22 protein-coding genes are annotated in these 26,105 nt (G+C 63.5%); 10 read left to right on the top strand and 12 right to left on the bottom strand.

Annotation, left to right across the window (positions count from 1 at the left end):
- Positions 1-72: 72 nt before the first annotated feature.
- Entirely contained in the window at positions 73-870 is a 798-nt protein-coding gene (gene map, locus ACF8FG_RS03480) for a type I methionyl aminopeptidase (protein WP_012053431.1), read from the bottom strand.
- Positions 871-1,188: 318 nt separating this feature from the next.
- Here map and ACF8FG_RS03485 point away from each other — a divergent pair, with 318 nt between their 5' ends.
- From ACF8FG_RS03485 to nirD, 3 genes are all read left to right on the top strand, one after another.
- Entirely contained in the window at positions 1,189-5,214 is a 4,026-nt protein-coding gene (locus ACF8FG_RS03485) for a bifunctional nitrate reductase/sulfite reductase flavoprotein subunit alpha (protein ID WP_134697496.1), read from the top strand.
- 281 nt (positions 5,215-5,495) lie between these two features.
- Positions 5,496-8,048, top strand: coding sequence for a nitrite reductase large subunit NirB (nirB, locus tag ACF8FG_RS03490; protein ID WP_318077808.1), 2,553 nt, complete (start codon positions 5,496-5,498; stop codon positions 8,046-8,048).
- Positions 8,048-8,410, top strand: coding sequence for a nitrite reductase small subunit NirD (gene nirD, locus ACF8FG_RS03495; RefSeq protein WP_014592070.1), 363 nt, complete (start codon positions 8,048-8,050; stop codon positions 8,408-8,410). The genes nirB and nirD overlap by 1 nt, the downstream gene beginning before the upstream one ends.
- Before the next feature lie 127 nt (positions 8,411-8,537).
- Here the strand turns inward: nirD and ACF8FG_RS03500 are convergent, their stop codons facing one another.
- The 4 genes from ACF8FG_RS03500 to ACF8FG_RS03515 all read right to left on the bottom strand — a co-directional run bounded on the left by ACF8FG_RS03500 (position 8,538) and on the right by ACF8FG_RS03515 (position 12,560).
- Positions 8,538-9,488, bottom strand: coding sequence for a 2-hydroxyacid dehydrogenase (locus tag ACF8FG_RS03500; RefSeq protein ID WP_318077807.1), 951 nt, complete (start codon positions 9,486-9,488; stop codon positions 8,538-8,540).
- A 24-nt stretch (positions 9,489-9,512) separates the two neighbouring features.
- Positions 9,513-10,271 carry an SDR family oxidoreductase gene (locus tag ACF8FG_RS03505; RefSeq protein WP_318077806.1) on the bottom strand — a complete coding sequence of 253 codons (759 nt, stop codon included), beginning with the start codon at positions 10,269-10,271 and terminating at the stop codon, positions 9,513-9,515.
- An 18-nt stretch (positions 10,272-10,289) separates the two neighbouring features.
- On the bottom strand, positions 10,290-11,000 hold the full coding sequence (locus tag ACF8FG_RS03510) for a fumarylacetoacetate hydrolase family protein (RefSeq protein WP_076403604.1): 711 nt from the start codon (positions 10,998-11,000) through the stop codon (positions 10,290-10,292).
- A gap of 219 nt (positions 11,001-11,219) precedes the next feature.
- The gene (locus ACF8FG_RS03515) at positions 11,220-12,560 is read right to left on the bottom strand and encodes an MFS transporter (protein ID WP_070384226.1); all 1,341 of its coding nucleotides are present in this window, start codon (positions 12,558-12,560) and stop codon (positions 11,220-11,222) included.
- A gap of 349 nt (positions 12,561-12,909) precedes the next feature.
- Between ACF8FG_RS03515 and ACF8FG_RS03520 the strand changes: the two genes are divergently transcribed.
- From ACF8FG_RS03520 to ACF8FG_RS03545, 6 genes are all read left to right on the top strand, one after another.
- Complete coding sequence (locus ACF8FG_RS03520) at positions 12,910-13,839, top strand: AraC family transcriptional regulator (RefSeq protein ID WP_014592065.1); 930 nt, start codon at positions 12,910-12,912, stop codon at positions 13,837-13,839.
- Positions 13,840-13,849: 10 nt separating this feature from the next.
- Positions 13,850-14,782, top strand: a complete 933-nt coding sequence (pcaQ, locus tag ACF8FG_RS03525; RefSeq protein WP_014592064.1) for a pca operon transcription factor PcaQ — start codon at positions 13,850-13,852, stop codon at positions 14,780-14,782.
- 252 nt (positions 14,783-15,034) lie between these two features.
- Positions 15,035-15,787, top strand: a complete 753-nt coding sequence (locus tag ACF8FG_RS03530) for an FKBP-type peptidyl-prolyl cis-trans isomerase (protein ID WP_010952765.1) — start codon at positions 15,035-15,037, stop codon at positions 15,785-15,787.
- 288 nt (positions 15,788-16,075) lie between these two features.
- A complete protein-coding gene (locus ACF8FG_RS03535; RefSeq protein WP_010952766.1) occupies positions 16,076-16,513 on the top strand; it encodes a YkvA family protein in 438 nt (145 codons plus the stop codon).
- 114 nt (positions 16,514-16,627) lie between these two features.
- Positions 16,628-16,966 (top strand): helix-turn-helix transcriptional regulator, encoded by a 339-nt coding sequence (locus ACF8FG_RS03540; RefSeq protein ID WP_004577645.1) that lies wholly within the window; start codon positions 16,628-16,630, stop codon positions 16,964-16,966.
- The gene (locus ACF8FG_RS03545) at positions 16,963-17,331 is read left to right on the top strand and encodes a hypothetical protein (protein WP_003252539.1); all 369 of its coding nucleotides are present in this window, start codon (positions 16,963-16,965) and stop codon (positions 17,329-17,331) included. The genes ACF8FG_RS03540 and ACF8FG_RS03545 overlap by 4 nt, the downstream gene beginning before the upstream one ends.
- A gap of 222 nt (positions 17,332-17,553) precedes the next feature.
- Here ACF8FG_RS03545 and ACF8FG_RS03550 read toward each other — a convergent pair whose 3' ends face one another.
- Both ACF8FG_RS03550 and ACF8FG_RS03555 read right to left on the bottom strand, forming a co-directional pair.
- Positions 17,554-18,591: an EAL domain-containing protein gene (locus ACF8FG_RS03550; RefSeq protein WP_014592063.1), complete on the bottom strand. Its 1,038-nt coding sequence runs from the start codon at positions 18,589-18,591 to the stop codon at positions 17,554-17,556.
- Between the two features lie 117 nt (positions 18,592-18,708).
- Positions 18,709-20,790, bottom strand: a complete 2,082-nt coding sequence (locus ACF8FG_RS03555) for a carboxy terminal-processing peptidase (RefSeq protein WP_019436774.1) — start codon at positions 20,788-20,790, stop codon at positions 18,709-18,711.
- A gap of 139 nt (positions 20,791-20,929) precedes the next feature.
- Here ACF8FG_RS03555 and ACF8FG_RS03560 point away from each other — a divergent pair, with 139 nt between their 5' ends.
- The gene (locus ACF8FG_RS03560; protein ID WP_070384223.1) at positions 20,930-21,892 is read left to right on the top strand and encodes an NAD(P)H-quinone oxidoreductase; all 963 of its coding nucleotides are present in this window, start codon (positions 20,930-20,932) and stop codon (positions 21,890-21,892) included.
- A 118-nt stretch (positions 21,893-22,010) separates the two neighbouring features.
- On the opposite strand, the gene ACF8FG_RS03565 is transcribed toward ACF8FG_RS03560, so the two are convergent.
- From ACF8FG_RS03565 to ACF8FG_RS03585, 5 genes are read right to left on the bottom strand one after another with little or no spacing between them, the layout of a single operon-like run.
- Positions 22,011-22,664: an HAD family phosphatase gene (locus ACF8FG_RS03565; protein WP_003252546.1), complete on the bottom strand. Its 654-nt coding sequence runs from the start codon at positions 22,662-22,664 to the stop codon at positions 22,011-22,013.
- Positions 22,665-22,678: 14 nt separating this feature from the next.
- Positions 22,679-23,668 (bottom strand): ABC transporter ATP-binding protein, encoded by a 990-nt coding sequence (locus ACF8FG_RS03570; protein WP_010952771.1) that lies wholly within the window; start codon positions 23,666-23,668, stop codon positions 22,679-22,681.
- A gap of 1 nt (position 23,669) precedes the next feature.
- Positions 23,670-24,464: an ABC transporter permease gene (locus tag ACF8FG_RS03575; RefSeq protein ID WP_003252553.1), complete on the bottom strand. Its 795-nt coding sequence runs from the start codon at positions 24,462-24,464 to the stop codon at positions 23,670-23,672.
- Positions 24,454-25,281 carry an ABC transporter permease subunit gene (locus ACF8FG_RS03580; RefSeq protein ID WP_177410809.1) on the bottom strand — a complete coding sequence of 276 codons (828 nt, stop codon included), beginning with the start codon at positions 25,279-25,281 and terminating at the stop codon, positions 24,454-24,456. The genes ACF8FG_RS03575 and ACF8FG_RS03580 overlap by 11 nt, the downstream gene beginning before the upstream one ends.
- A gap of 8 nt (positions 25,282-25,289) precedes the next feature.
- Positions 25,290-26,096, bottom strand: coding sequence for an alkaline phosphatase family protein (locus tag ACF8FG_RS03585; protein WP_003252558.1), 807 nt, complete (start codon positions 26,094-26,096; stop codon positions 25,290-25,292).
- Between the last annotated feature and the right edge of the window lie 9 nt (positions 26,097-26,105).

The raw sequence follows: 26,105 nt of genomic DNA on the forward strand, positions 1-26,105 counted from the left end.
AGAAAGCGACCCTAGGGTCGCTTTTTTTGTGCCTGCATTTTGTATCCATACCTGCACGCGTTTGCCGCAGCTTCAGCCACGACGTTCCTCCTCCCGCAATGTCAGCACCTCATACCCACCCTCAGTCACCGCCACGGTATGCTCCCACTGCGCCGACAAGCTGTGGTCCCGGGTGATCACCGTCCAGCCATCCTTCAACTCGCGCGTGCCGCGGCCACCCTGGTTGATCATCGGCTCGATGGTAAACACCATCCCCGGTTTCAGCTTCATGCCCATGCCGCGCTGGCCAATGTGCAGTACCTCTGGCCCTTCATGCATCTGCTGGCCAATACCGTGGCCGCAATACTCGCGCACCACGCTGTAACCCGCCGCCTCGGCATGGGCCTGCACGGCATGACCAATATCACCCAGCGTTGCCCCAGGGCGCACCTGCTCGATGCCTTTCCACAACGCGTCATAGGTGGTGTCGACCAGGCGCCGGGCTTCTTCGCTGATCTTGCCGATGCAATACATCTTCGACGAATCGGCAATGTAGCCGCCCTGTTCCAGCGTGATGTCGACGTTGATGATCGAGCCTTCCTTGAGCACCTCATCGACCTTGGGTATGCCGTGGCATACCACGTGGTCCACCGAAGTATTGAGCGAGTAAGGGAAGCCATACTGGCCTTTGCTTGCTGGCCGTGCCTTGAGCGTATCGACGATGAACGCCTCGGCGCGGTCGTTGATCTGCATCGTGGTCACGCCGGGGCGGATGAAGCTGTCGAGTTCGGTGAACACCTGGGCCAGTAGCTGGCCGGCGCGGCGCATCAGGTCGAGTTGGGCGGGGGTCTTGAGGATCACCTGGGACATGGGGGGAGGGCAGTTGCTCATGCTGAAAATTGCCCCAGCATAGCGCCAGCGGGTACCGGCTTGCCACCGCATGGTGCGTACCCTGTGCAGGCCTCTTCGCGGGCACGCCCGCTCCCACAGGTACGGCGCCGCCCTCAGGCCTTGCGATATCCCTGTGGGAGCGGGCATGCCCGCGAAAGGGCCGGTATAGCTGGCCCATAAATTGCTGATCTACCCTCATCCCGGGCTATCAACGTCGACAGCCCTCACCATTTCACGACAAAGGCGCCGTGTTGCCCCGCTTGCATCAGCATGCCGGGGCAGCCGGCGCCTTTTTGCGTTTTCCACAGGAGCCCGCCCATGGCCAACAGCGAAGTACGCAGCGTCTGCCCCTACTGCGGCGTGGGCTGCGGCATCGTCATGAGCGTTGCCGATGGCAAGGTCGGCAAGATCAGCGGCGACAAGCTGCACCCGAGCAACTTTGGCCGCCTATGCACCAAAGGCCTCACCGCACATCTGCCACTGAGTGCGAGCGGGCGCATGGCCGACGCCTATGTGCGCCAGCAACGCAGCCAGCCGCCAGTGCGCACCAGTATGGACCAGGCCATCGCTGCCACCGCCGAGCGTCTGCGCGGCATCATCGACCAGCACGGCCCAGATGCCGTGGCGCTGTACGTGTCCGGGCAAATGTCGCTGGAGGCCCAGTACCTGGCCAACAAGCTGGCCAAGGGTTTTATTCGTACGCGCCACATCGAGTCCAACTCGCGCCTGTGCATGGCCAGCGCCAGCAGTGGCTACAAGCTTTCGCTGGGCGCCGATGGCCCACCTGGCAGTTACCAGGACTTCGAGCACGCCGACGTCTTTCTGGTGATCGGCGCCAACATGGCCGACTGCCACCCGATCCTGTTCCTGCGCCTGCTTGATCGGGTCAAGGCCGGCGCCAGGCTGATCGTCGTCGACCCGCGGCGCAGCGCAACCGCCGACAAGGCCGACCTGTTTCTGCAGGTGCGCCCCGGCAGTGACATGGCCTTGCTCAACGGCCTTTTGCACCTGCTGCATCGCAACGGCCACACCAACCCCGATTTTATCGCCCGCCACACCGAAGGCTGGGACGAACTGCCGGCCTTCCTCGACGACTATATCCCCGAGCGCGTAGCCGCCATCACCGGGCTGGCCGAGGCCGATATCATCAAGGCCGCCGAATGGATCGGCAGCGCCAACAACTGGATGAGCTGCTGGACCATGGGCTTGAACCAGAGCATTCACGGCACCTGGCACAGCAACGCCATCTGTAACCTGCATTTGGCCACGGGTGCCATCTGCCGCCCCGGTAGCGGCCCGTTCTCACTGACCGGCCAGCCCAATGCCATGGGCGGCCGCGACATGGGCTACATGGGCCCCGGCTTGCCAGGCCAGCGCTCTGCGTTGGTGGACGACGACCGCGCGTTCGTCGAACGACAGTGGCAACTGCCACCCGGCAGCCTGCGAAGCGAGGGCGGCGAGGGTACGGTGGCGCTGTTCGGGCAGATGAAAGCCGGTGAAGTGAAAGCCTGCTGGGTTATCTGCAGCAACCCGGTGGCCAGTGTCGCCAACCGCCAGCAAGTGATCGACGGCCTGCGCAAGGCCGAGCTGGTCATTACCCAGGACGCCTTCCTCGACACCGAAACCAACCGTTACGCCGACATCCTGCTGCCGGCCGCGCTGTGGGCCGAAGGCGAGGGTGTGATGATCAACAGCGAGCGCAACCTCACCCTGATGCCACGCGCTGTCGAGCCCCCCGGGCAAAGTTTGCCGGACTGGCAGATCATTGCCCGCGTGGCATGTGCCATGGGCTATGCCGACGCCTTCGACTACCCCAATGCCGAAGCGGTGTATGAGGAAATACGCCGCTTCCACAACCCTGTTACCGGTTATGACCTGCGCGGTATCGGCTATGCCGAATTGCGTACACAGCCGCGCCAGTGGCCTTGTGCACCGGGCAGCGAGCAGCATCGTAGCCCGCTGCGCTACCTCAACGACGGCAGCAGCCAGGCGTTCCTGCTCGATGCCCGGGGTAGGCGGCCGGCACTGGCCTTTCCCACCGCCAGCGGCAAGGCGCGCTTCTTTGCGCGGCCCTGGTTACCGGCAGCGGAAGTGCCGGACGATAACTACCCCATGGTGCTGAACACCGGTCGCGTGCAGCACCAATGGCACACGTTGACCAAGACCGGCAAGGTGCCGGCACTGAACAAGCTGGAGCCCGGCCCCTACCTTGAGATTCACCCCGAGGATGCCGCCCGGCTGGGTGTCGCTGAAAAGGACCAGGTGGCCGTTCGCTCGCGCCGGGGGCACGCCGTGTTGCCGGCGCGCATCAGTGACCGGGTCATGCCGGGCAACTGCTTTGCGCCGTTTCACTGGAATGACCTGATCGGCGAGCAACTGGCGATCAATGCCGCGACCTGCGATGCGGTCGACCCGCTGTCGCTGCAGCCTGCCTTCAAACACTGCGCCGTAGCCCTGGAGCGGGTCGCAGGCGAGCGCATCGACGCCCTTGATCTGAACACTGCCACTGTAGAGCCTGTCCGCATGCCGACCGCCATCCTGTCCCGTCTGCTTGGCCTGCACACCCTGCCGGTTCCGGTGCTGGCCGAAGAAGAGCGACATTACCTGCAAGGTTTCCTGCTGGGTCTGGACCAGGCCCGCGCCGAGGGCGTACCCCGCTTGCCCGCCAGTGCGCCGCTGGCTGCCAGCCGTCGTTTGTTTGTCGACGGTTTGCTGGCCGGGCTGTTCGCCCAGCCTGTAACTGCGCCCATCGCGGCACAGGCCGCGCCATGGCATCAGGTGTTGTGGGCCTCGCAGACCGGCAATGGTGAGCAACTGGCCGAACGCTGTGCCGCGCGCCTGCGCGGTGCTGGTCTGAACGTGCAACTCAGCTGCCTGGAGGCGGTCAGCCCAAGCCAGCTGCAGGGTGTTGCCAGTGTGGTGTTGATCGCCAGCACCTTTGGCGATGGCGACGCGCCCGACAGCGGCGCGGCATTCTGGCAGGCCTTGCAGGGCGAGGAGGGCGCCCACTGCGCCGGGCTGCCCTATGCCGTACTGGCCTTGGGCGACTCCAGTTACGACCAGTTCTGCGGTTTTGGCCGCAAGCTCGACCAGCGCCTGGCCGAGCTGGGAGGGCAGCGCCTGCTGCCACGGGTGGACTGCGAGCCTGACTTCGACGAGGCCTTTGCCGGCTGGCTCGAAGCGTTATTGCCTGCACTGGGCAGTGCCGCGGCGCCACCTCCGGCGAGTGAACCTGCACCCGTATCGGCGTTCAGCAAGCAGCAACCCTGGATGGCCACCGTACTGGAAAACCGCCTGCTCAATGGCCCCGGCGCCAGCAAGGAAACCCGCCAGCTGGTCTTCGACCTGGGCGGCAGCGGCTTCAGTTATGCTGCCGGCGATGCCCTGGGCGTATGGCCGCGCAACTGCCCGGCCCTGGTAGAAGAGCTGCTGACGCTGATGCAGCTCGACGGCCAGGCGATGGTCGAGCTTAAAGGTCATTGCGCCATGCCATTGGCCGAAGCCCTGCAAACACACCTGGAAATTGCCAAGGTCACTGCGCAACAACTGCAGGCATTTGCCAGCAATGCGCCTGACCTGCAGCGTTTGCTGCAGCCTGAATGCAAGGCCGAGCTGCAAGATTGGCTGTGGGGCCGGCAACTGGTCGATGTGCTGCGCGCCTTCCCCCAGCAGTTGTCGCTGGCCAGCTGGCTAGAACTGCTCAAGCCATTGCAGCCGCGGCTCTATTCGATCAGCTCCAGCCCGCTGGCGCACCCAGGCCAGGTGCATCTGACGGTGTCGACGGTGCGTTATGGCGAACGTAAAGGCGTGTGCTCAAGCTTCCTTGCTGACCGTGCGCAGGTACAGAAAGTGGCGATCTTCCCGCAGGTGTCGAAGCACTTCCGCTTGCCCGAGGACGACAGCGTGCCGGTGATCATGGTGGGCCCTGGTACTGGCATTGCACCGTTCCGTGCGTTTCTCGAGGAGCGAGAGGCACGGGGGGCAAAGGGTGACAACTGGCTGTTCTTCGGTGAGCAGTACGCAGCGACCGATTTCTATTACCAGGAGCAGTTGCAGGCCTGGCAGGCGGCGGGGCACCTGCGGCTGGACACGGCGTTCTCGCGGGACCAGGTCGAGAAGATCTATGTGCAGCAGCGCATGCTCGAGCAGGGTGCGCTGCTGTGGCAGTGGCTGGAGGCGGGGGCGTATTTCTATGTGTGTGGCGATGCGCAGCGCATGGCCAGGGACGTGGATGCGGCGTTGCGGGTGATCGTCGCCGAGCATGGCCGGATGGATGCGGCGGCGGCTGCGGCTTATGTCGAAGGCTTGAGCAAGGCCAGGCGTTATCGGCGCGATGTGTACTGAAGTGCTCCAAGATGGGGTGCTGTGCACTTTGAATGTGCATTGGCTGGGCGGCCCCCTTCGCTGGTGAACCAGTGGAGGCCAGTGTAGGAGCGGGTTTACTCGCGAAGAGGCCGACACAGGCAACCCAGGCAACCCGATTGGCACGCTCCCTGCTTAACCTCGGATACAACAAAGCCCACTGATCAACGGCGATCAACCCGGGCCCCCTACCGTGATGAATACAGGCAAAGGCGCCTGGAGCTTCGGCTCCAGGCGCTTTTTTTTTGATCGAGGATCGGCTTATGAAGGCAACAGCGAGCAGCGGGCAACGAGAGCGACTGGTCATCGTCGGCAACGGCATGGTCGGCCACCATTGCGTCGAACAACTGGTCAGTCGCGGCGCCCTGCAGCGCTTCGAGGTGCGGGTATTCGGCGAAGAGCGCCAACGCGCATATGACCGCGTGCACCTGTCCGAATACTTCGGCGGCAGCTGTGCCGAAACCCTGGCCCTGTGTGAGCACGATTTCTACGACGCCAATGGCGTGCACCTGCACCTGAGTGAGGCCGTGCTGGAGATCGATCGTGAGCGCCGCGAAGTCGTCACTGCCGAAGGTCGCTATGGCTACGACCAGCTGGTGCTGGCCACCGGCTCCTATCCCTTCGTGCCGCCGATCGAAGGCTCCAGCGGCAATGCCCGCCTGGTCTACCGCACCCTGGACGACCTCGATGGCATTCGTGCTGCCGCAGCCGGTGCCCGCCGAGGGGTGGTGGTCGGCGGTGGCCTGCTTGGCCTGGAAGCGGCCAACGCCCTCAAGTCGCTGGGGCTGGAAGCCCACGTGGTGGAATTCGCCCCACGGCTGATGCCGGTCCAGCTGGACGGCGAGGGCGGTGCCGCGTTGAAGGCGCAGATCGAAGCGCTGGGTGTGGGGGTGCACCTGTCGCGCGCCACCCAGTCGGTCAGTGCCGGTGAAACCTACCGCTACCGCATGAACTTCGACGGCGGTGAGCACCTGGAAACCGACCTGATCGTGTTCTCCGCCGGTATCCGCCCACAGGATGCACTGGGCCGGGGCTGCGGCCTGGACATCGCCGCGCGCGGTGGCGTGGTCATCGACAACCACTGCCGCAGTAGCGACCCACGTATCTTCGCCATCGGCGAGTGCGCCTCGTGGAACGGCAGCGTGTTCGGCCTGGTCGCCCCGGGCTACAGCATGGCGCGCAACCTGGCTGGGCTGCTGATGGGCGAGGCGGCGGTGGCGTTCACCGGCGCCGACATGTCGACCAAGCTCAAGCTGCTGGGTGTGGATGTCGGTTCGATCGGCGACGCCCACGGTGCCACGCCGGGCGCGCGCAGCTATCGCTTCATCGATGAAGCCAACAGCGCTTACCGCCGTTTGGTGGTGGATGCCAGCGGCAAGCACGTGCTCGGCGCGGTGCTGGTCGGCGACAACAGCTATTACGACACCCTGTTGCAGTACGCCCAGAACGGCATCGCCCTGCCGGCCGACCCGGCAGCGCTCATCTTGCCGCAAGGCGGTGGTGCGCCGGCCTTGGGCGCCGATGCACTGCCTGACAGCGCGACCATCTGCTCCTGCCACAACGTCAGCAAGGGGGCGGTGTGCGCCGCGATCGACAGTGGCTGTAGCGACTTGGCTGCGGTCAAGGGCTGCACCAAGGCCGCGACCGGCTGCGGCGGTTGCGCGGCCCTGCTCAAGCAAGTCTTCGAGCACGAGCTGACGGCCCGCGGCGTGGCGGTGGACAAGAGCCTGTGCGAGCACTTTGCCTACACTCGGCAGGAGCTGTACGGGTTGGTGCGGGTGGAGGGTATCCGCACCTTCAGCGAACTGCTCCAGCGCCATGGCAAGGGCCATCTGGGGTGTGACATCTGCAAGCCGGCGGTGGGCAACATTCTCGCCTCGTGCTGGAACCAGCCGATCATGGACCCGGCGCTGGTGCCGCTGCAGGACACCAACGACACCTTCATGGCCAACATGCAGAAAAACGGCACCTATTCGGTGGTGCCGCGCATTCCCGGTGGTGAAATAACCCCCGACAAGCTCATCGTCATCGGCCAGGTGGCCAAGAAATACGACCTGTACACCAAGATCACCGGTGGCCAGCGCATCGACCTGTTCGGCGCCCAGTTGCACGAGCTGCCGCTGATCTGGGGCGAACTGATCGAGGCCGGTTTCGAAACCGGTCACGCCTATGGCAAGTCGACCCGCACGGTAAAGTCGTGCGTGGGCAGTACCTGGTGCCGTTACGGCGTGCAGGACAGTGTCGCCATGGCCCTGCGCCTGGAAGACCGCTACAAGGGCCTGCGCAGCCCCCACAAGCTCAAGTTCGCGGTATCGGGTTGCACCCGTGAATGCGCCGAAGCGCAGAGCAAGGACATCGGCGTTATCGCCACCGACAAGGGCTGGAACCTGTACGTGTGCGGGAACGGCGGCATGCGCCCGCGGCATGCCGAGCTGTTCGCCACCGACCTGGACGACGAAACCCTGGTACGCCTGATCGACCGCGTGCTGATGTTCTACATCCGCACGGCCGACAAGCTGCAGCGCACCTCGGTGTGGCGTGAAAACCTGGAAGGCGGGCTGGACTACCTGAAGCAGGTGGTCATCGACGACAGCCTGGGCCTGGCCAGCGAGCTGGAAGCGCAGATGCAGCATGTGGTCGACCAGTATGAATGCGAATGGGCCAATGCCCTCAACGATCCGGAGAAGCTCAAGCGCTTCCGTACCTTCGTCAACGACCGACGCGCCGACCCGGACGTGCACTTCGTGCGCGAACGCGAACAACGCCGGCCCGCTGCATCGCTGCACCTGATCCCAACTGTCGAGGAGGCTGTCTGATGAACCTGGCCAATGCTGCTGTGAACACGCAAGAAAACTGGCAGACGGTGTGCCAGGCGCAAGACCTGGTGGCCGATTCCGGGGTCGTGGTTTGGTTCGATGGGGCCCAGGTGGCGTTGTTCTACCTGCCGGGGCAGGCGCAGCCGTTATACGCGGTGGACAACCGTGACCCGCGCTCCGGCGCCAATATCATCGGCCGTGGGCTGGTGGGCAGCGTGCAGGGCGAACTGGTGGTGGCGGCGCCGTTGTACAAGCAGCATTTCAGCCTGCTGAGTGGGGAGTGCCTGGAGGATGCCGGGCAGAGGTTGCGGGTGTGGCCGGTGCGGTTGACGGGGGAGGCGGTGGAGCTGGCTTTGGCCTGAAAACCCTTTGCTGCCTGTGTCGGCCTCTTCGCGGGCAAGCCCGCTCCTACGGAATTTGCACCGCCTTCAAATACGGCGCTGCACCTGTGGGAGCGGGCTTTCCCGCGAGGAGGCCAGCACGAGCCGACTAGATAACCAACCCCTGCGGCGTGCGCCCGGCAAATACATCCACCAGGCTGGCCACCACCATCTCGCCCATGCGCGTGCGTGTCTGTACCGTGGCACTGGCTCGATGCGGTTGCAGGACTACATCTTCGCGCTCGAACAACGCCTCGGGCGCTCGCGGTTCATCGGCAAACACATCCAGCGCCGCGCCAGCGATCTCGCCGGCCTGCAGCGCGGCGATCAACGCAGGCTCATCTACCAGCTTGCCGCGTGCGATGTTGATCAGGTACCCCTCGCTGCCCAACGCCTGAAGCACGTCGCGATTGATCAGCGCCTCGCCCTTGTCAGCCGCCGCCGCGAGGATCAGCGCATCGCTGCCCTTGGCCAACTGCAGCAGATCTGCCTCGAACCCGTAGGGCACATCCAGCGCCTGTAGATCGGTGTAGCGGATTGGGCAACCGAAGGCTGCCGCCCGCTGTGCTACCGCCCGACCGACCCGGCCCATGCCGACGATGCCCACGCGCATGCCCGACACCTGCCGGGCCAGTGGCAGCGGTGCCAGCGGCGTGGTGCTGGTGGCCCAACGGCCGGCGCGAACGAAGCGGTCACCGGTGCAGATCCCCCGGCACAAGCCGATCAGCAGGCCGATGGCAAGATCGGCGACGTCCTCGGTGAGCGCACCGATGGTCGCCGTCACCTGGATGCCGCGATCGCGGGCATAGGCCAAGTCTACCGCGTCGGTGCCGACGCCATTGACGGCGATCACTTCGAGGTTGGGCAGGCGCGCCATCAGCGCCTGGCTGATGCCGGTGTGGCCGCCGGTAATCACGCCCCGAATGTTGTTTGCATACTGGCTGACGTAGGCATCCTTGTCGGCCTGTTCGTAGTAACGGTGTACGGTGAACAGCTGTTCCAGGCGCTCACGTATCTGTGGGATCAGGATAGGGCTCAGTTGCAGGATTTCTGGTTTCATCGGTCACTCCATCATAAACAGGGATCAGCCACGGCCAACGAACGGCATGTTGCTGGCCATCACGGTCATGTTCAGTACATTGGCGTCGAGCGGCAGCGCTGCGATGTAACGCACCGCATCGGCCACATGGCGCACGTCGAGCATCGGCTCGGCGGCGATCTCGCCATTGGCCTGACGCACACCCCGGGTCATGCGCTCGGACAACTCGGTCAGGGCGTTGCCGATGTCCAACTGGCTGCACACGATGTTGTAAGGCCGACCATCCAGCGCCAGCGCTTTGGTCAGGCCCAGCACCGCATGCTTGCTGGCGGTGTAAGGTGCGGTGAACGGGCGTGGGGTGTGCGCCGAGATCGAGCCGTTGTTGATGATCCGCCCGCCTTGCGGCTGCTGGCGGCGCATCAGGCCGAAGGCGGCGCGAGCGCACAGGAATACACCATCGACGTTGGTGGCGATGACGTTGCGCCAGTTCTCCAACGGAAGCTCGTCGACGAGTACAGCGGGGGCGTTGATGCCGGCATTGTTGAACATTACGTCGAGGCGGCCATGCACCTCCTCGATGGTGGCGAACAAGTGCGCGACGCTTTGCTCATCGCGCACGTCAGTGGGAACGGCCAAGGCCTCACCACCCGCTGCTTGCGCTTGCTCGACGACGGCTTGTAGCGGTTCGGCGCGGCGCCCGGCGAGGACCAGGCTGAAGTTGTCCTCGAGCAGGGCGAGGGCGACGGCACGGCCGATGCCACTGCCAGCACCGGTGACCAGCGCGACTTTCTTGTTTTGGCTCATCGATAGGCTCCAACAGGTTCAGGCGGCGTTGACGGTATGCCCGGCAGGGCGAGGACCGACGTGCAGGTGCAGTTCGCCGATACCGTCGATCCCGGCGTGTATCGTGTCGCCCGGGTTCAGCGGTGCCACACCGGGCGGGCTGCCGGTCATGATCAGGTCGCCCGGGCGCAGCGGCAGCTGGCGAGACAGCCTGCTGATCACTTCGGCCAATGCCCAGGTCTGCTGGCTGAGGTGTGCACGTTGGCGCTCCTGGCCATTGACCTGCAGCCAAAGGGCCGCATCCAGCGGCCAGTCGCATTCGCTGGCGGGGACGATGGCGGTCATCGGTGCCGAAGCCTCGAACACCTTGGCGCCTTCCCATGGCAGGCCCTCGGCCTTGGCCTTGCGCTGGTGATCGCGACGGGTCATGTCCAGGCCGGCGGCAAAGCCGAACACGTGCTCCAGGGCATGCTCGCGGGCGATGTTGGCGCCGCCTTTGGCGATGGCCGCGACCAGCTCGATCTCATGGCAGAACTCGTCGGTCTGCGGCGGGAAGGGCAGTTCGCCCAGGGCCTCGACCACGTTGCTTGCCGGTTTCATGAAAAACACAGGCTCCTGCGGCGCCGCGCCGTAGGATTCCGGCCACGGGTAGTTGCGGCCGAGGCAGAACACCCGGCCGACCGGGAAGCGCGCATCGCTGCCGCGGATTGGCAGGCTGACGATGGCCGGCGGGTTGAACAGGTAGGTCATGGGTGGATCCTCCGTACTGGAGTGGTCAGCGTATCCAGCGGCTGGCCGGCAAAGTTGGACGAAAGCGGGGTTGGGTTGGACTATCCAAGGCACCTGTACCGGCCTTTCGCGGCTGAAGCCGCTCCTACAGGGATAGCGTCAAACTCAGGGCCAATACCGTCCCCCCGTAGGAGCGGCTTTAGCCGCGAAGAGGCCGGTACCGTCAATACACTCCCAGGCTCAGCCCGCAGTCTTCAGCTCGATGCGATACAGCTTCCCAAGCAGCAGCGAGTAAGACAGTGTGCCCATCAACGCCACACCACCGATGAACCAGAACGCCATGGCGAACGAGCCACTGGCGTGCACGATGGCGCCGATCACGATCGGTGTGACGATGCCGCCGATGTTCGCCGCCAGGCTGGTAATGCCGCCGGTCAGGCCGATCAGCTCCTTTGGCGCCACTTCCGACACGGCAGCCCACGACGACGAGGCGATGCCCTGGGCGAAGAACGCCAGGGTCAGCACGGCGATGCACAGCACATTGGAGTCGGTGAAGTTCACCAGCACGATCGACATCCCCAGCATCGAGCCCACCACCAGCGGCAGCTTGCGGGCAAACGACAGCGAGTAGCCCTTGCGGATCAGCAGGTCGGAGACGATGCCCGCCAGGAGGATCCCGACCGTGGCACCAATGAACGGCATGACCGCGAAGATGCCGACCTTGATCAGCGTCAGCTGGCGTTCTTCGATCAGGTAGGTGGGGAACCATGTAAGGAAGAAGTACAGTGCCGAGGTGCTGGCGAACTTGCCCAGGCAGATCGCCCAGACCTGGCGATAGCGGAACAGTTCGGCGACCTGGCGCCAGTCGAAGCGGGTACGTTGCTGGCTGCTCTTAACCAGGCCACCGCCGTTCTCGATGTAGGCCAGTTCCTCCTTGCTGACCTTCTTGCAGTTCAGCGGATCGCGGTACAGCACCAGCCACACGACGCCGAACACGATGCCGACCAGACCGGTGCTGTAAAACACGTGGCGCCAGTCATAGGTGGTCGCCAGCCACAGCAGCGCGCCGGTGAACAGCGCGGTGCCCAGGTACTGGCCACATACGTAGATGCTGCTGGCCATGCCGCGCTCGCGGGCGGGGAACCACACCGTGACCGCACGGCTGTTGGCCGGGAAGGCCGGGGCCTCCATGGCGCCGACCGCCAGGCGCAGGCCGAACAGCGAGGCGAAGCCACTGGCCAGGCCCTGGGCCACGGTGACCGCCGACCAGCTGATCAGCGACACGCCATAGGTCAGGCGCGAGCCGAAGCGGTCGGCAATGAAGCCAGCCGGTACCAGGGCCAGCGCGTAGGTCCAGGCGAAGGCGGAGAAAATCAGGCCCATCTCGACCTTGTCCAGGCCCAGGTCTTTGGCCATGAACGGCGCTGCGATGGAAATGTTCACCCGGTCGACGTAGTTGATGATGGTCGCCACCAGCAGCAGCGACAGCATGAACCAGCGGCGGCGGGTAGGCAGGCGCTGGGCAGGGGCCGCGTCCAGCGTGTACGACGACGCGGCGCGGGGGGTAGGCGTGCTCGACATGAGTCGACCTCGTTTGTTGTTGTTGGTAGAGGTTGGGCTGCAGTCCCTTTTCTACAGTGGTCGTACGACGCATTGAATGCAACGGTGGTTTTAGACCGTTTTTTTTGCTCGAGGCGGGGGATGGCTGTGCTGTCCAAGAAAATCCGAAGGTGGGGTTTTGCGCGTATTTTCAGCTGTATGTCGCATTCTCAGCGGGTTGTGGGCGTTTAGGGTTGCGCGACTTTTTGCAGACAGGTTTAATTTGATGACTTTAGACATCGTACAACTTGTTGCGCCTGCTCTGGTCTCTTCGCGGCCTTGCCCGTGAAGGGGCCAGACAGCGCCATCCTTGAAGACTGGAGCCAACCCAATGCCTCCCAAGCGCGAGGTTCCGACCTACGTCATGCAGCAGCGCAGCGAGCTGATGGATTTTTACATCCGCGACCAGCGCGGGCGCCCCGCCGAGACCGCGCCGCACCGTCACGAGTATTTTCAGATCCAGGTCAATTTAGGCGGCGACACGGTGCAACACATCGGTAGCGTGCAGCGTCCGTTCAGGCGCAACACCCTGGCTTTCATCCTGCCGCACCGGGTGCACGTGATCCCGCATCCGGCGGACAGCGACTTCGTGGTGATCAATTTCTCCCAGACGTTCCTGCTGCCGCACCTGGCCTGCGACCCGATGGACCTGGAAGAAGTGTCGATCCTGCAGGCGCCGGAGTTGTCACCGTTCCGCTTTCAGGAGCATCTCGACTTTTGCCTGGGTGAAGCCGACTTTGCCCAGGCGCGGCAAATCCTCGATCGCTTGCGTGAACTGGATGCCAACCGCCGCTTCGGCACCCGCGAAATGCTCAAGGGCCTGTTGCTGCAGCTGATCGGCCAGGTCTGCGGCCTGTACGCCGAGCCGCTGCGCGAACTGGCCGACAGCAACGCGGCCCAGCTCAGCCGCCGCGCCGCGCTGGCCCGCATGAGCGACTACCTGCGCCGGCATATCGACGACCCCGATCTGAACCTGCAGAAAGTCGCCGCCGCCACCTACCTGTCGCCGACCTACCTGACCCACTGGCTGCGCAAGGAAATTGGCAAGACCTTCAGCGAGCTGGTGCTGGAGCGGCGCATGCACGCCGCACGCAACTACCTGCTCAACGGCAGCCGCCCGGTGGGCGAGGTGGCGCGGCTTTGTGGCTTTGCGGACGAGGCCTACTTCTCTCGACGTTTCCGCCAGATCCACGGCCTGCCACCTGGCCAGTTCCGCCGCCAGCAACGCGACCCGGATACGCCGCAGGTAGCGATGCGGTAAGCTTGCTGCCATGAACCTCGACACCCGCATCAAATACCGTCACTTGCTGTGCTTCCTGGAGATTGCCCGGCAGGGCAGCCTGGCCAGGGCGGCCGATATCCTGTCGATCAGCCAGCCGGCGATTTCCAAGACCCTCAAGGAGCTTGAGGACCTGCTCGAGGCGCGCCTGTTCGAGCGCAGCCGCCAGGGTGTCGAGCTGACCCTGGCCGGCACCCGCTTCATGCGTTACGCCGGGCCCAGTGTGCAGGCGCTGCGCGATGGCGTCAGCAGCCTGCGCGGTGAAGCGCGGGCGCCGTCGCAGGTGCGCATTGGCGTGCTGTCCACGGTCGAAGGGCTGCTCATGCCTGAGGTGCTGTGCCGCCTGCATCAGCGCCATGAAGCGCTGGTGATCAGCGTGGTCACCGGGGTCAGCGCGCAGTTGCTTGGCCAACTTCACCTGGGGGAGCTGGAACTGGTGGTGGGGCGCATGACCGACAGTCCACAAATCCAGGGGTTGTCGTTCGAGCACCTGTACAGCGAGTCGATGAGCCTGGTGGTGCGCCCGGGTCACCCGCTGCTGGCCAGCACGCCCGTGGAGCGGGGGCAGGTGGGGCGTTACCCGCTGGTGCTGCCACCGGCCGGTACCACCATCCGCCAGCATGCCGACAGCCTGTTTGTGCAATGCGGCATCCAGATGCCGGCCCAGCGCCTGGAAACCCTGTCGCTGGCCCTGAGCCGGCGTTACCTGCTGGGCAGCGATGGCCTGTGGGTGGCGCCGCGTGATGCCGTGCTGCTCGACCTGCGCCGTGGCGAACTGGTCGAGCTTGACCTGGGTGTGCGTGAGCCGGGAGGGTCGGTGGGGATTTGCCGCAATGCCGCCTTGCCGTTGAGTTTGCCGGGGCAGTGGGTGGGTGAGGTGCTGCGGGAGGTGGCAGGGGAATATCGAGAGGGTCGTTATCCTTGAGTTTTCGGGGGTTGCCTGGCCTGATGTTTCCGACCTCAGAACCCGCAGAAATAAAAAGCCACCAAAGCCCGGCAAACCCGGCACAAAGGGTCAATACTGGCCAATGGCTGTAAAGCTTCGATGAAGAAGCTTTTAATGACTGAACTTCCTTACGAAAACCCGCTCCTATGCCGGTAGCCATTGGTCATGGCCGCCTGATAAGCTCGCGGCTTTACCCTGATTGCCCTCATGGCGCATGAACAAGGAAATAGCATGAAACAGCATCGTTTGGCGGCTGCGGTTGCCCTGGTAGGCCTGGTACTGGCTGGCTGCGATCAACAAGCCAGCAGCCCCGAGCTGAAGACTCCGGCGCAGAAAGCCTCCTACGGTATCGGCCTGAACATGGGCAAGAGCCTGGCTCAGGAAGGCATGGAAGACCTTGATTCGAAAGCAGTCGCCCTCGGCATCGAAGACGCCGTTAGCAAGAAAGAACAACGCATCAAGGACGAAGAGCTGGTAGAAGCGTTCACCGCATTGCAGAAACGCGCCGAGGAGCGCCTGGCCAAGGCCAGCGAAGAAGCCGCTTCCGCCGGCAAGAAATTCCTCGAAGAAAACGCCAAGAAGCCAGGCGTGGTTACCACTGCCTCGGGCCTGCAGTACGAAGTGGTCAAGAAGGCCGACGGCCCGCAGCCCAAACCGACTGACGTGGTCACTGTCCACTACGAAGGCAAGCTGATCGATGGCAAGGTATTCGACAGCTCCGTAGAGCGTGGCAGCCCGATCGACCTGCCGGTCAGCGGTGTGATCCCAGGTTGGGTTGAAGGTTTGCAGCTGATGCACGTCGGCGAGAAGTACAAGTTGTTCATCCCGGCTGAACTGGCCTATGGCGCACAAAGCCCTAGCCCGCTGATCCCGGCCAACTCGGTACTGGTGTTCGACCTGGAACTGATCGCCATCAAGGATCCTGCCCAGTTGCAAGGTGCCGAGCCGCAGGCCGAAGCCCCTGAAGAAGCACCTGCCAAGTAACATTGGCTGGTTGTCGGAAACGCCCCACATTGTTGGGGCGTTTTCGTTTGTGCCGATTGGACGAACCTGCAACAGCTGATACTGTCCGAGGAAATGCAGCGTGAAGAAGTAGGATGTTTCTGACGCAAATCGTTTGCGGCGCAGGTAGTCATGGCGTGAAACGACTGTGTAAAAAACGCCCGATCTGACCGGGCCCCTTGCCTGGCAGGCACCTGGGGTCGGAAACGTCGCCCTGTTCACAAGGTTATCCACAATAAATGTGGATAACCTTTTCCTCTCGGAGGCTCCATGAGCGCACCCTGGAATTTTGCCCGTTTCCTGCCATTGGCCGAGCGCCTGCTCAGCCGCGGTCGTTTGCCGGCTTTGTTGTTCGCGGTGGCGCGCAAAGGCCCGCGCCTCGGCCAACTGCGTGAAGATGTGAAGCTGCTGCAGTCGCTGTGCCTGGCCTGGTGGAGGGGTGAGTACCGTGCCATCAGCCCCAAGGCACTGGTCACTGTCGTGGCGGGCCTGCTGTATTTCGTCAGCCCCATCGATGCCATCCCGGACTGGTTGCTGGGGGTGGGTTTCCTTGATGACATCGCGGTGCTGGGCTGGGTGCTGAAAACAGTGGCCGACGAGTTGGCACGCTTCAAGGCCTGGCGCGATAGCCAGGCACCCGAACGGCTGCGCGTGGTCGAGCGCCTGCCGGCTACCCCGGAAGCGCTGCGGCTGGAGCGCAACAAGTAATGAAACCGGCCTGAATCTCACCTCAACTGCACAGACCTCGGAGTTGGTAATATAATTGGCATAAGGGTTATGCCTACGGATTACATGCTGTAATCCTTTTTAAAGGGGTTTGTAATGGGTATTCAGGTCATCAGCCGGGACGGTCAACCCGAGTACGCCGTCGTTCCCTGGGAGCAATACCAGGCGTTGCTCAGCGCTGCAGGGCAGGCACCAGCCGAGGCGGTTTCCAGTGAGGCGCAGGGCGTTGCTGCCAGTGCCCCTCTGCCAGCCTTCAGCGAAGTCGCCCAGATTCGCCAGGCCAAGGGCATTGCACCGGAGCAACTGGCGCGCAATGTCGGGGTGAGCCCGGCGTATCTGGCCATGATCGAATCGGGTGAACGCCAGCCAGATGCTGCCATCCGCCGCGCCCTGGCCTGGCATCTGGGGGTGGCTGGCTGGAGCGAGCCATCATGAGCCAGGTCAGGATCAGCCGTCAGCACTGGGATAACCTGCTGGGCGAGCTTGACCTGGCCCGTCGTCAACGTCACTTGCTGACATACCGAGCGCTGATCGAGCGCTTGCAGCTACCCAGCCCGGCCATGCAGACGCTGACTGCCGCGCTGGAATACCTGGCGGTGCTGGATGCCCGTGCCGAACAGCCATTGCGCAGTTCGCTGGTGATCAGCCAAGGCGCCAGCCGTTTGCCGCGTACTGGCTTCTTTGAGTGTGTCGAGCGCCTGGGGCGGTTTACCGGGCCGGTCGATGGCATGGAGGCCGCCTCGTGGCATGCTTCTGAGGTGGTTCGGGTGTTCGAGTACAGCTATCCCGAAACGGCCTGAAGCGTTACCCATTCCAGCCTATTCGTTATAGGTGGTGACCTTGAGCGAAAGGGCCGGGCCTGCTGGCCAATCTCCACCCGTCGGTCACCGTTGTCGCCGCTACCGTATTCGCGGGTAAACCCGCTCCTACGCCTGATCGAAGGTGGACACATGTCTGTGGTTGGGCACAGGCCGCCGTGTAGGAGCGGGTTTACCCGCGAAAGGGCCGGGCCTGCTGGCCATTTACCACCCGCCGTTCAGTGTTGCCGCCGCTACCGTATTCGCGGGTAAACCCGCTCCTACGCCTGATTGGTGGTTGGGCACAGGCCCCCGTAGGAGCGGGTTCACCCGCGAATAGGCCGGCACAGGCAGCGCATCCCTGTGAATCAACCCGCACCCTCTGCCATCGGCATCCACCACTTCCAATGCCTCCAGGTGCTGGTATCGACCAAACAGCTCCAGCAGCTGCCCGATCGTGGCATTCAAGCGCACTGTCGGTTGTTCGGTCGGTGGCAATTGCGTCAGTGCAGGTAACAGCCCGCTGTCGCGTACCCCCCGCTCCTGTGGCCGCCCTAGCAAGTAACCCTGCACCAGGTCCACGCCCATCTCCACCAGCACCTCCAGCTCTTCCGCCAGCTCGATGCCCTCGGCAATCACCTGTGCCTTCGATGCCCGGGCGATCTGCAAGATAGAGCCAACAAACTCGCGCTTGAGCGGGTCACGGTGGATGCCGTCAATGAAGTGCCGGTCGATCTTCACGTATTCGGGGCGCAGCTCCGACCACAGGCGCAGGCTGGAATAGCCCGCGCCCAGGTCGTCGATGGCAATCGAGAAGCCCATGTCGCGATAGTGGTGCACGGCATTGGACAGCAGCTGGAAGTCGTCGGTGGGCGTGTGCTCGGTCAACTCGATCACCACCCGGCTGGGCGGCAGGCCAACCTGTTCGAGCAGTTTCAGGGTCAGGCCGGAGGGGTAGTGCGGCTCCAGCAGCGATTCGGGTGAGATGTTGAGAAACAGTTTGCCCTGCAGTTGCTGCTCGCTGAAGCGTTGGCAGGCGCTTTCTCGGCAAGCCGCTTCCAGCTCGGTCAGGCGGCCGGCCTGGCGGGCGATGGTAAACAGGTTGAGCGGCGCATGCAGCGGGCTGTTGGACGGGCCACGGCTCAGCGCCTCATGGCCGAACACCCTATGTTCGCTCAGGCACATGATTGGCTGGAACAGGCTGTGAATACTGCGCTGAGCCAGGATGGCACTCAAGGCACTGAGCTGTTCGGCAACGGTCATGATGGATTCCTGAAATATAAGGGCCGGGCATCTGCATGCCCGGCCCTTATATTTCACGACAGCACGATGACTGTTTAATGACAGGTCGCATTATTCTGCCATCATTGCTGAGGTGCCTTACTTCTTGGCCACCTTGGTGCTGGCACTGAGGTAGTCGATCAGGATGCGACCGGTTTCCGCGAGGTAAGCGTCGTCTTCCGGCTTGGTGTTTTCATCCTCGACCGGCAGAGCGTCTTCGTCCTCTTTCTTCAGCTCCTTCAGCGGTTCTTCACCCTTGGCCTTGCGGCGGGTGTTTTCCAGCGCCAGTTGCTTGCTCTCGATGCTGTCATGGCGTGCGCGGCGTTCCTGCTCGTTTAGGCTGACGGTTTTCTCGTTCATCAGCCTCTGGGTCAGGGCCAGACGGTCGCGGATGTAGGTGAACTCGGCATCCTTGTCGCTGCGCGCCTCATGCTGCGCCTTGAGCTGCGCCAGGAACGGCCTGAACGGATCGGCCGCAGGCTTGACCACCGGGCGGATGGTGTCCCACGGCATGGCCTCTGGCAGGGCGCTCTCGCCAATTTCCTTGGTGTCGATGATCGAGGGGTAGTCGATGTCCGGCAGCACCCCCTGATGCTGGGTACTCTGCCCGGAAACCCGGTAGAACTTGGCCAGGGTCAGCTTCAGCTCGCCATGGTTGAGCGGCTGGATGGTCTGCACGGTGCCTTTGCCGAAGGTCTGGCCACCGATGATCAGCGCGCGGTGGTAGTCCTGCATGGCACCGGCGAAGATCTCCGATGCCGAGGCCGACAGGCGGTTGACCAGCAGTGCCAGCGGGCCCTTGTAGAAGGCCCCCGGGTTTTCGTCTTCCAGCACGTCGACGCGGCCGTCGCTGTTACGCACCAGCACGGTCGGGCCTTTCTCGATGAACAGGCTGGTCAGCTCGGTGGCTTCCTGCAGCGAGCCGCCGCCGTTGTTGCGCAGGTCGATGACCACCCCGTCGACTTTCTCTTTCTGCAGTTCGGTGAGCAGCTTCTTCACGTCACGCGTGGTGCTCTTGTACTCGGGGTCGCCAGCGCGGTAGGCCTTGAAGTCCAGGTAGAAGGCCGGGATCTCGATGATGCCCAGCTTGTAGTCACGCCCGTCCTGCTTGAGCTTGAGCACCGACTTCTTCGCCGCCTGTTCTTCAAGCTTCACCGCTTCACGGGTGATCGACACAATCTTGCTGGTCTGGTCGCTAGGCGCATTGCTGGCCGGGATGATTTCCAGGCGCACCACCGAACCTTTCGGGCCGCGGATCAGCTTGACCACTTCGTCCAGGCGCCAGCCCACCACGTCGACCATTTCCTTGTTGCCCTGGGCTACGCCGATGATCTTGTCAGCCGGGGCCACCTGCTTGGTCTTGGCTGCCGGGCCTGCAGGCACCAGGCGCACGATCTTTACCTGGTCGTTGTCGCTTTGCAGCACTGCGCCAATGCCTTCGAGCGACAGGCTCATGTTGATGTCGAAGTTTTCGGCGTTGTCCGGCGACAGGTAGTTGGTGTGTGGGTCGTAGGACTGGGCAAAGGTGTTGATGTAGGCCTGGAAGATGTCCTCGGCACGGGTCTGGTCCAGGCGCGCCAGCTGGTTCTTGTAGCGCTTGATCAGGGTTTCCTGGATCTGTTTGGGTTCCTTGCCGGCGATCTTCTGGCGCAGCACTTCGTCTTTCACGCGTTTGCGCCACAAGTCGTCGAGCTCGGCCTGGTTCTTCATCCACGGCGCATCCTTGCGATCGATCAGCAAGGTTTCCTTGGTGGTGAAGTCAATCTTGTCCACGCCCTTGTTCAGCTCGGCCAGGGCGAAGTCCAGGCGTTGCTTGACGCGGTCGAGGTAGCGCTTGTAGATGGTGAAGCCCGGGTCCAGGTTGCCGCTCTTGAGGAAATCGTCGAATTGCGTTTTCCATTTATCGAATTCGGCAATGTCGGCAGCGGTGAAGTAGCTGCGCGCCGGGTCCAGCAGCTTGATGTAGCTGTCGTAGATAATGACCGAACGGGCATCGTCCAGGGGGGGCTTGCTGTAGTGGTGGCGCTTGAGCAATTCCACCACGTTGAGGCTGGCGACGATCTCGTCGCGGTCCGGCTGCAGGCTGTCCCACTTGTTGGCGGCCGCCGCATTGCCGCCGAGCGTGAGGCTGCCCAGGCCGATCATCACAGCCAGTGCGGTGCTTGGAAGGAAATGCTTCATGCTGATTCGACGTGGAGGCAATTGATCACGCATAGTAGGCCGTCTTTTCCGTTGCCGGTTCCATGGAGCCGGGCAAATACTGCAAAAGGCCTGAGGTAAGCGACCTCAGGCCCAGTCATGATTCAACTATGGAGGCACTGTGAAGGCATTGCAAGGCGTTGACGGACATGTGGAGTGGGTCGAGGCCGAACGCCCGACCTGTGACGCGGGCCAAGTGCGCATTCGCGTGGCCGCTGCGGGGTTGAACCGCGCCGACCTGCTGCAGATGAAAGGTTTGTACCCGCCGCCACCAGGTGCCAGCCCATACATGGGGCTGGAGTGTTCCGGGGTGGTTGAAGAAGTGGGGGCTGGTGCCGCCTGGCGCGTGGGTGACCGCGTTTGCGCCCTGCTGGCCAGCGGCGCCATGGCCGAGGAAGTGGTGGTCGACGCCCGTCATGTACTGCCGGTGCCCGAGGGCCTTGGCCTGCATGAAGCGGCAGCGTTGCCGGAGGTGTATGCCACCGCCTGGCTGAACATCTTCCAGCTCGGTGCAGTGAAGGCTGGCGAGAAGGTGCTGGTGCACGCCGGCGCCAGTGGCGTTGGCTCGGCCGCCATCCAGCTGTGCAAGGCGTTCGGCAGCCCGGTATGGGTCAGCGTCGGTTCGCAGGACCGCCTGGCCTACTGCCAAGCGCTGGGCGCTGCGGGTGGTGTGGTACGTAACGAGAACCTGGACGAGCTGGAAGGTTTCGGCCCGTTCGATGTGATTCTCGACCCCGTGGGCGCCAGCTACGGTGAGCTGAACCTCAAGCTGCTGGCCCGTGACGGGCGCTGGGTGATCATCGGCCTGATGGGCGGACGCAAGTTCGAGCTGGACCTGGCCCAAGTGCTGGGCAAGCGTCTGCAAATTACCGGTTCCACCCTGCGCAACCGTGATGACGGGTTCAAGGCCGAGCTGCTGCGCGAACTGCAGCAGCAAGTATGGCCGCTGTTCGCCGAGGGGCGGTTGTCGCCGCAGCTGGTCGACACCTATCCGGTGGAGTTTGCCCAGGCGGCGTATGCCGAGCTGGAGACCAACCAGGTGTCGGGCAAGCTGGTGATGGTGATCGACCCTAGCCTGGTGTAAGCAGGCTGGCCCCTTCGCGGGTAAACCCGCTCCTACATCGGGATCGCCACAATTTGAACACTGTGCGATGTAGGAGCGGGTTTACCCGCGAAGAAGCCGGCACAACCCACAAAGACCTTCAGCTCCAGCTCAGAATCGGCCACCCATTGATCTCGGCATGCTCGCGCAACACAGCGTCCGGGTTCACCACATGCGGGTGATCCACTCTCAACAACAACGGCAAGTCATTCCTCGAATCGGAATAGAAACTCGCGCCCTCCAGGTTTTCCTGCTCCTGATCCAGCCATTCCAGCAACCGGGTGATCTTGCCCTCACGATAGGTCAGCACCCCGTGGGTCTTGCCGGTGTACACCCCGTTCACTGCCTCCAGCTCGATGGCCAGGTACTCATCCACGCCCAGTCTCGCGGCAATCGGCCCGACCAGGTGCGTACCCGAAGCGGAAATGATCAAAATGCGATCTCCACGCTTGCGGTGCTCGGCAATGCAGCGGCAGGCGTCACCGTAGATGATCGGTTCGATCACTTCTTCGACCCACGGTGCCACCAGGTGCTCGACTTCTTCCAGGGTACGCCCGGCAATCGGCTCCAGGCTGAAGGCCATGTAGTCCTCCATTTGCAGGTGGCCCCTGCCATAGGCTTCCATCAGTTCATGGTCGCGGCGCAGGAAATCCTTGCCGTCGACCCAACCCAGCCGGGCCATCTGCTCGCTCCAGAGTGATGCGCAGTCGCCGTGGATCAGGGTTTCATCCAGATCAAAAATTGCCAGTGCCATTGTGTTGAGTCTCCTTAAGCCACTTCCCGCAGCGCAGTGGGGTCGATTGACACGCTTACCCGTTTTCCGTCTGCATGCAAGTCGGCCGGCGAGCGGTTGAGCACATCGACCACCAGCTCCACTTCGCGCACCCGCACCCGGTAGCGGATCACGTTGCCCAGCAGGCTGTGGCTGCGCACCTCGGCGTCCAGCTCGCCGTGCTCGCCAAGCGTGATCGACTCCGGGCGGATCGCCAGGCGGCTGGCCACCGGGCGCTGCAGCAGGCGGCTGGCGCTGTCGGCGTCGAGCAGGTTGTAGTTGCCGATGAAACCGGCGGCAAACAGGTCCACGGGGGCGGTGTAGAGGGTTTCGGCATCGCCACTCTGGACGATGCGCCCCTGGTTCATCAGGAAGATGCGGTCGGACATGGTCAGCGCTTCCTCCTGATCGTGAGTGACGAAGATGGTGGTCAGCCCCAGTTCGCGCTGGATGGCGCGAATCTGCTCGCGCAGGTGCTTGCGGATACGCGCATCCAGCGCCGACAACGGTTCGTCGAGCAGCAGCAGGCGCGGGCGGGTGACCAGTGAGCGTGCCAGGGCCACGCGCTGGCACTGGCCACCGGAAAGCTGGTGCGGGTAGCGCCCGGCGAACTTGCCCAGCTCAACCAGCTCCAGCACCTCGCGTACCCGCAACTGGCTTTCGTCGGCCTTGACCTTCTGCATGCGCAGGCCGAAGGCGACATTCTGCTCCACGGTCATGTTAGGGAACAGCGCGTAGCTCTGGAACACCATGCCGATGCCACGCTTTTGCGGGCTTAACGGCACGATGTCGTGGCCGTCGAGCAGTATCTGCCCGCTGTCCACCGAGGTCAGCCCGGCAATGCAGCGCAGCAGGGTGGACTTGCCGCAGCCGGACGGGCCGAGCAGGGTGACGAATTCGCCGCGTTCGATGTGGCAGTCGATGCGCTCGAACACCGGGCTGCCGGCGTAGCTTTTCTGCAGTTTCTGTACGCTGACGAAGCTCATGTCAGGTCTTGTCCTTGTTCAGGCGGTTGGCGACCCAGGTCAGTACCAGCACGAAGGCGAAGTAGGAGATGACCAGCGCGCTGTTGAAGTGGCCGCTGCTGTTGCGCATGTTGTTCAGGTACACCTGCAGGGTCTCGTAGCGGGTGCCCACCAGCAGGTTGGCAAACACGAATTCGCCGAAAAGGAACGAGAACGACAGCAGCACTGCCACCATCAGGCCCTGGCGCAGGTTCGGCAGCACCACCAGCAGTGCGGCCTGCCAGGTGCTGGCGCCGAGCAGCTGCGCGGCGTCCATCAGGTCGCGCAGGTTGATGGCCTGCAGGTTGTTGGTGATGGCCCGGTACATGAACGGCAGGGCGATGGTGAAGTAGCAGCCGATCAGGATCCACGGTGTGCCGACCATGGCCATCGGCCCGCTGCCATACAGCTGCAGCAGCCCGACCGACGAGACCACCGGCGGGACCGCGAAAGGCAGCAGGATGAGGATGTTCATCAGCGCGTCGAGCCGCGGGAAGTGGTAATGCACCACGAACAGCAGTGGCAAGATCAGCACCACCGACAGCAGCAGAGCGCCTACGCACACCAGCAGCGACTGGCCGAAGGCCGCGAGGAAGCGCGGCTCGCTCCACAGCGCCGCATACCACTTCAGGGTCAGGCCACTGGGCAGCAGGCTCGCCGACCAGCTGGTGGCCAGCGAGTAGAGGAGGGTGCCGGCCAGGGGCAGCAGCAGGATCAGGAACAGCAGGTAGACCACGAGGCGGTGGTACCAGCCGCCGGAACGGATATCAGCGCGCATGGTAGCTCCTTTTCAGCAGCCATTGATGTACCACCGTGACCAGCGTCATCAGCCCCACCAGCACCATCGCCAGGGCGCTGGCCAGGTTCGGATCGAGGCTGATGTCGCCCGCCACCAGGCCGGCGATGCGGATCGGCAGTACGTTGAAGTTGCCGGTGGTCAGTGCGTACACGGTGGCGTAGGCGCCCAGGGCGTTGGCCAGCAGGATGACGAAGGTGCCCAGCAGTGCCGGGGCCAGCACCGGCAGGCCGATGTGTCGCCAGTACTGCCAGTGGTTGGCGCCCAGCAGCGCGGCTGACTCGCGCCAGTCTTCGCGCAGGGCGTCGAAGGCGGGGTACAGTAGCAATACACCCAGCGGGATCTGGAAGTAGGTGTACACCAGGATCAAGCCGCTTTTGGAATAGATACTGAAGTCTTCCAGCAGGCCGACCTGCTTCAGCAGCAGGGTCAGCGCGCCGTTGAAGCCAAGCAGGATGATGAAGGCAAAGGCCAGCGGTACGCCGGCGAAGTTGCTGGTCATGTTGGCGAAGGCGCTGACGAAGTCGCGCAGCTTCGAGTCCACCTGGCGCAGTGAATAGGCGCCGAGGGTTGCGATGACGATGCCGAATACGCTCGACCAGAAGCTGATTTCCAGGCTGCGTTGCAACGCCTGTCGGTAGAACTTCGAGGCGAACACCTTGCTGAAGTTGTCGATGCCCCAGCCGGCCTCCGATTGCAGGCTGTTGATCGCCACCCAGGCCAGCGGGGCGACCTGGAAGATGACGAAGAACACGGCGAACGGCAGCAGGCAGAGCAGGGCCAGGTAGCGGCCACGCATGCCGCCATTCACTTCAGCAGCTCCCGGCAAACCGTCTTGTCGTGCGCGGCGCCCAGCAGCTCGCAGATGGTGCCGCACAGTTCGGTTTGCAGCGGTTTGGCGGCTGGGTCCAGGCTGAAGGCGTCGCCGAAGACGAACAGCGGTACTTCACGTTCTTCAGCCAGCAGGCCGTTGTGCGAGCGGTCGTTGTTCATGCCGTGGTCGGCGGTGACCAAAACCTGATATCCCTCTTCGAGCCAGCCAGGCAGGTAGTCGGCCAGCAGGATGTCAACGCTGCGCGCAGCGTTGCGATACTGGCTGCTGTCCAGGCCGTGGCGGTGACCCACGTCGTCAACGCTCATCGGATGCACCAGCAGGAAGTTGGGCGCGTGGCGGCGGCGCAGGTACTCGCCATCGGCCAGAAGGTGCGAATCGGGGTAACGGTCGTCCCAGTAGAACAGCCCGTGCTGTATCGGCAGCTTCGGCGCGTGGGTGTGGCGGTCGCGCTGCGGATCGAAGGGCGAGCGGTTGTACAGCTCGCTCATCCAGTGATATGCCGCCGCCGCGGTGCCCAGGTTGGCCTCGCGGGCGTAGTGAAACACGCTGCGTTGGTTGGACAGGCGGTTGATGTTGTTGTGCACGATACCGCTGTCGATCGGTGGCACGCCGGTGAGGATGCATTCGTACAGCGGCCGCGACAGCGATGGCAGCTCGCATTCCACGCGGTACAGAGCGGCACGGTCGGCCTCGACGTAGGCGTGCAGGTGGCCCATCGCATGGTGAGCGACCTGATAGTTGAGGCCGTCGAGCAGGACCAGGATGACGTTGTGTTGCATGTTTTCTCC

Origin of the sequence: Pseudomonas sp. YQ_6, assembly GCF_043103245.1 — a bacterium.
GTDB lineage: Bacteria > Pseudomonadota > Gammaproteobacteria > Pseudomonadales > Pseudomonadaceae > Aquipseudomonas > Aquipseudomonas alloputida.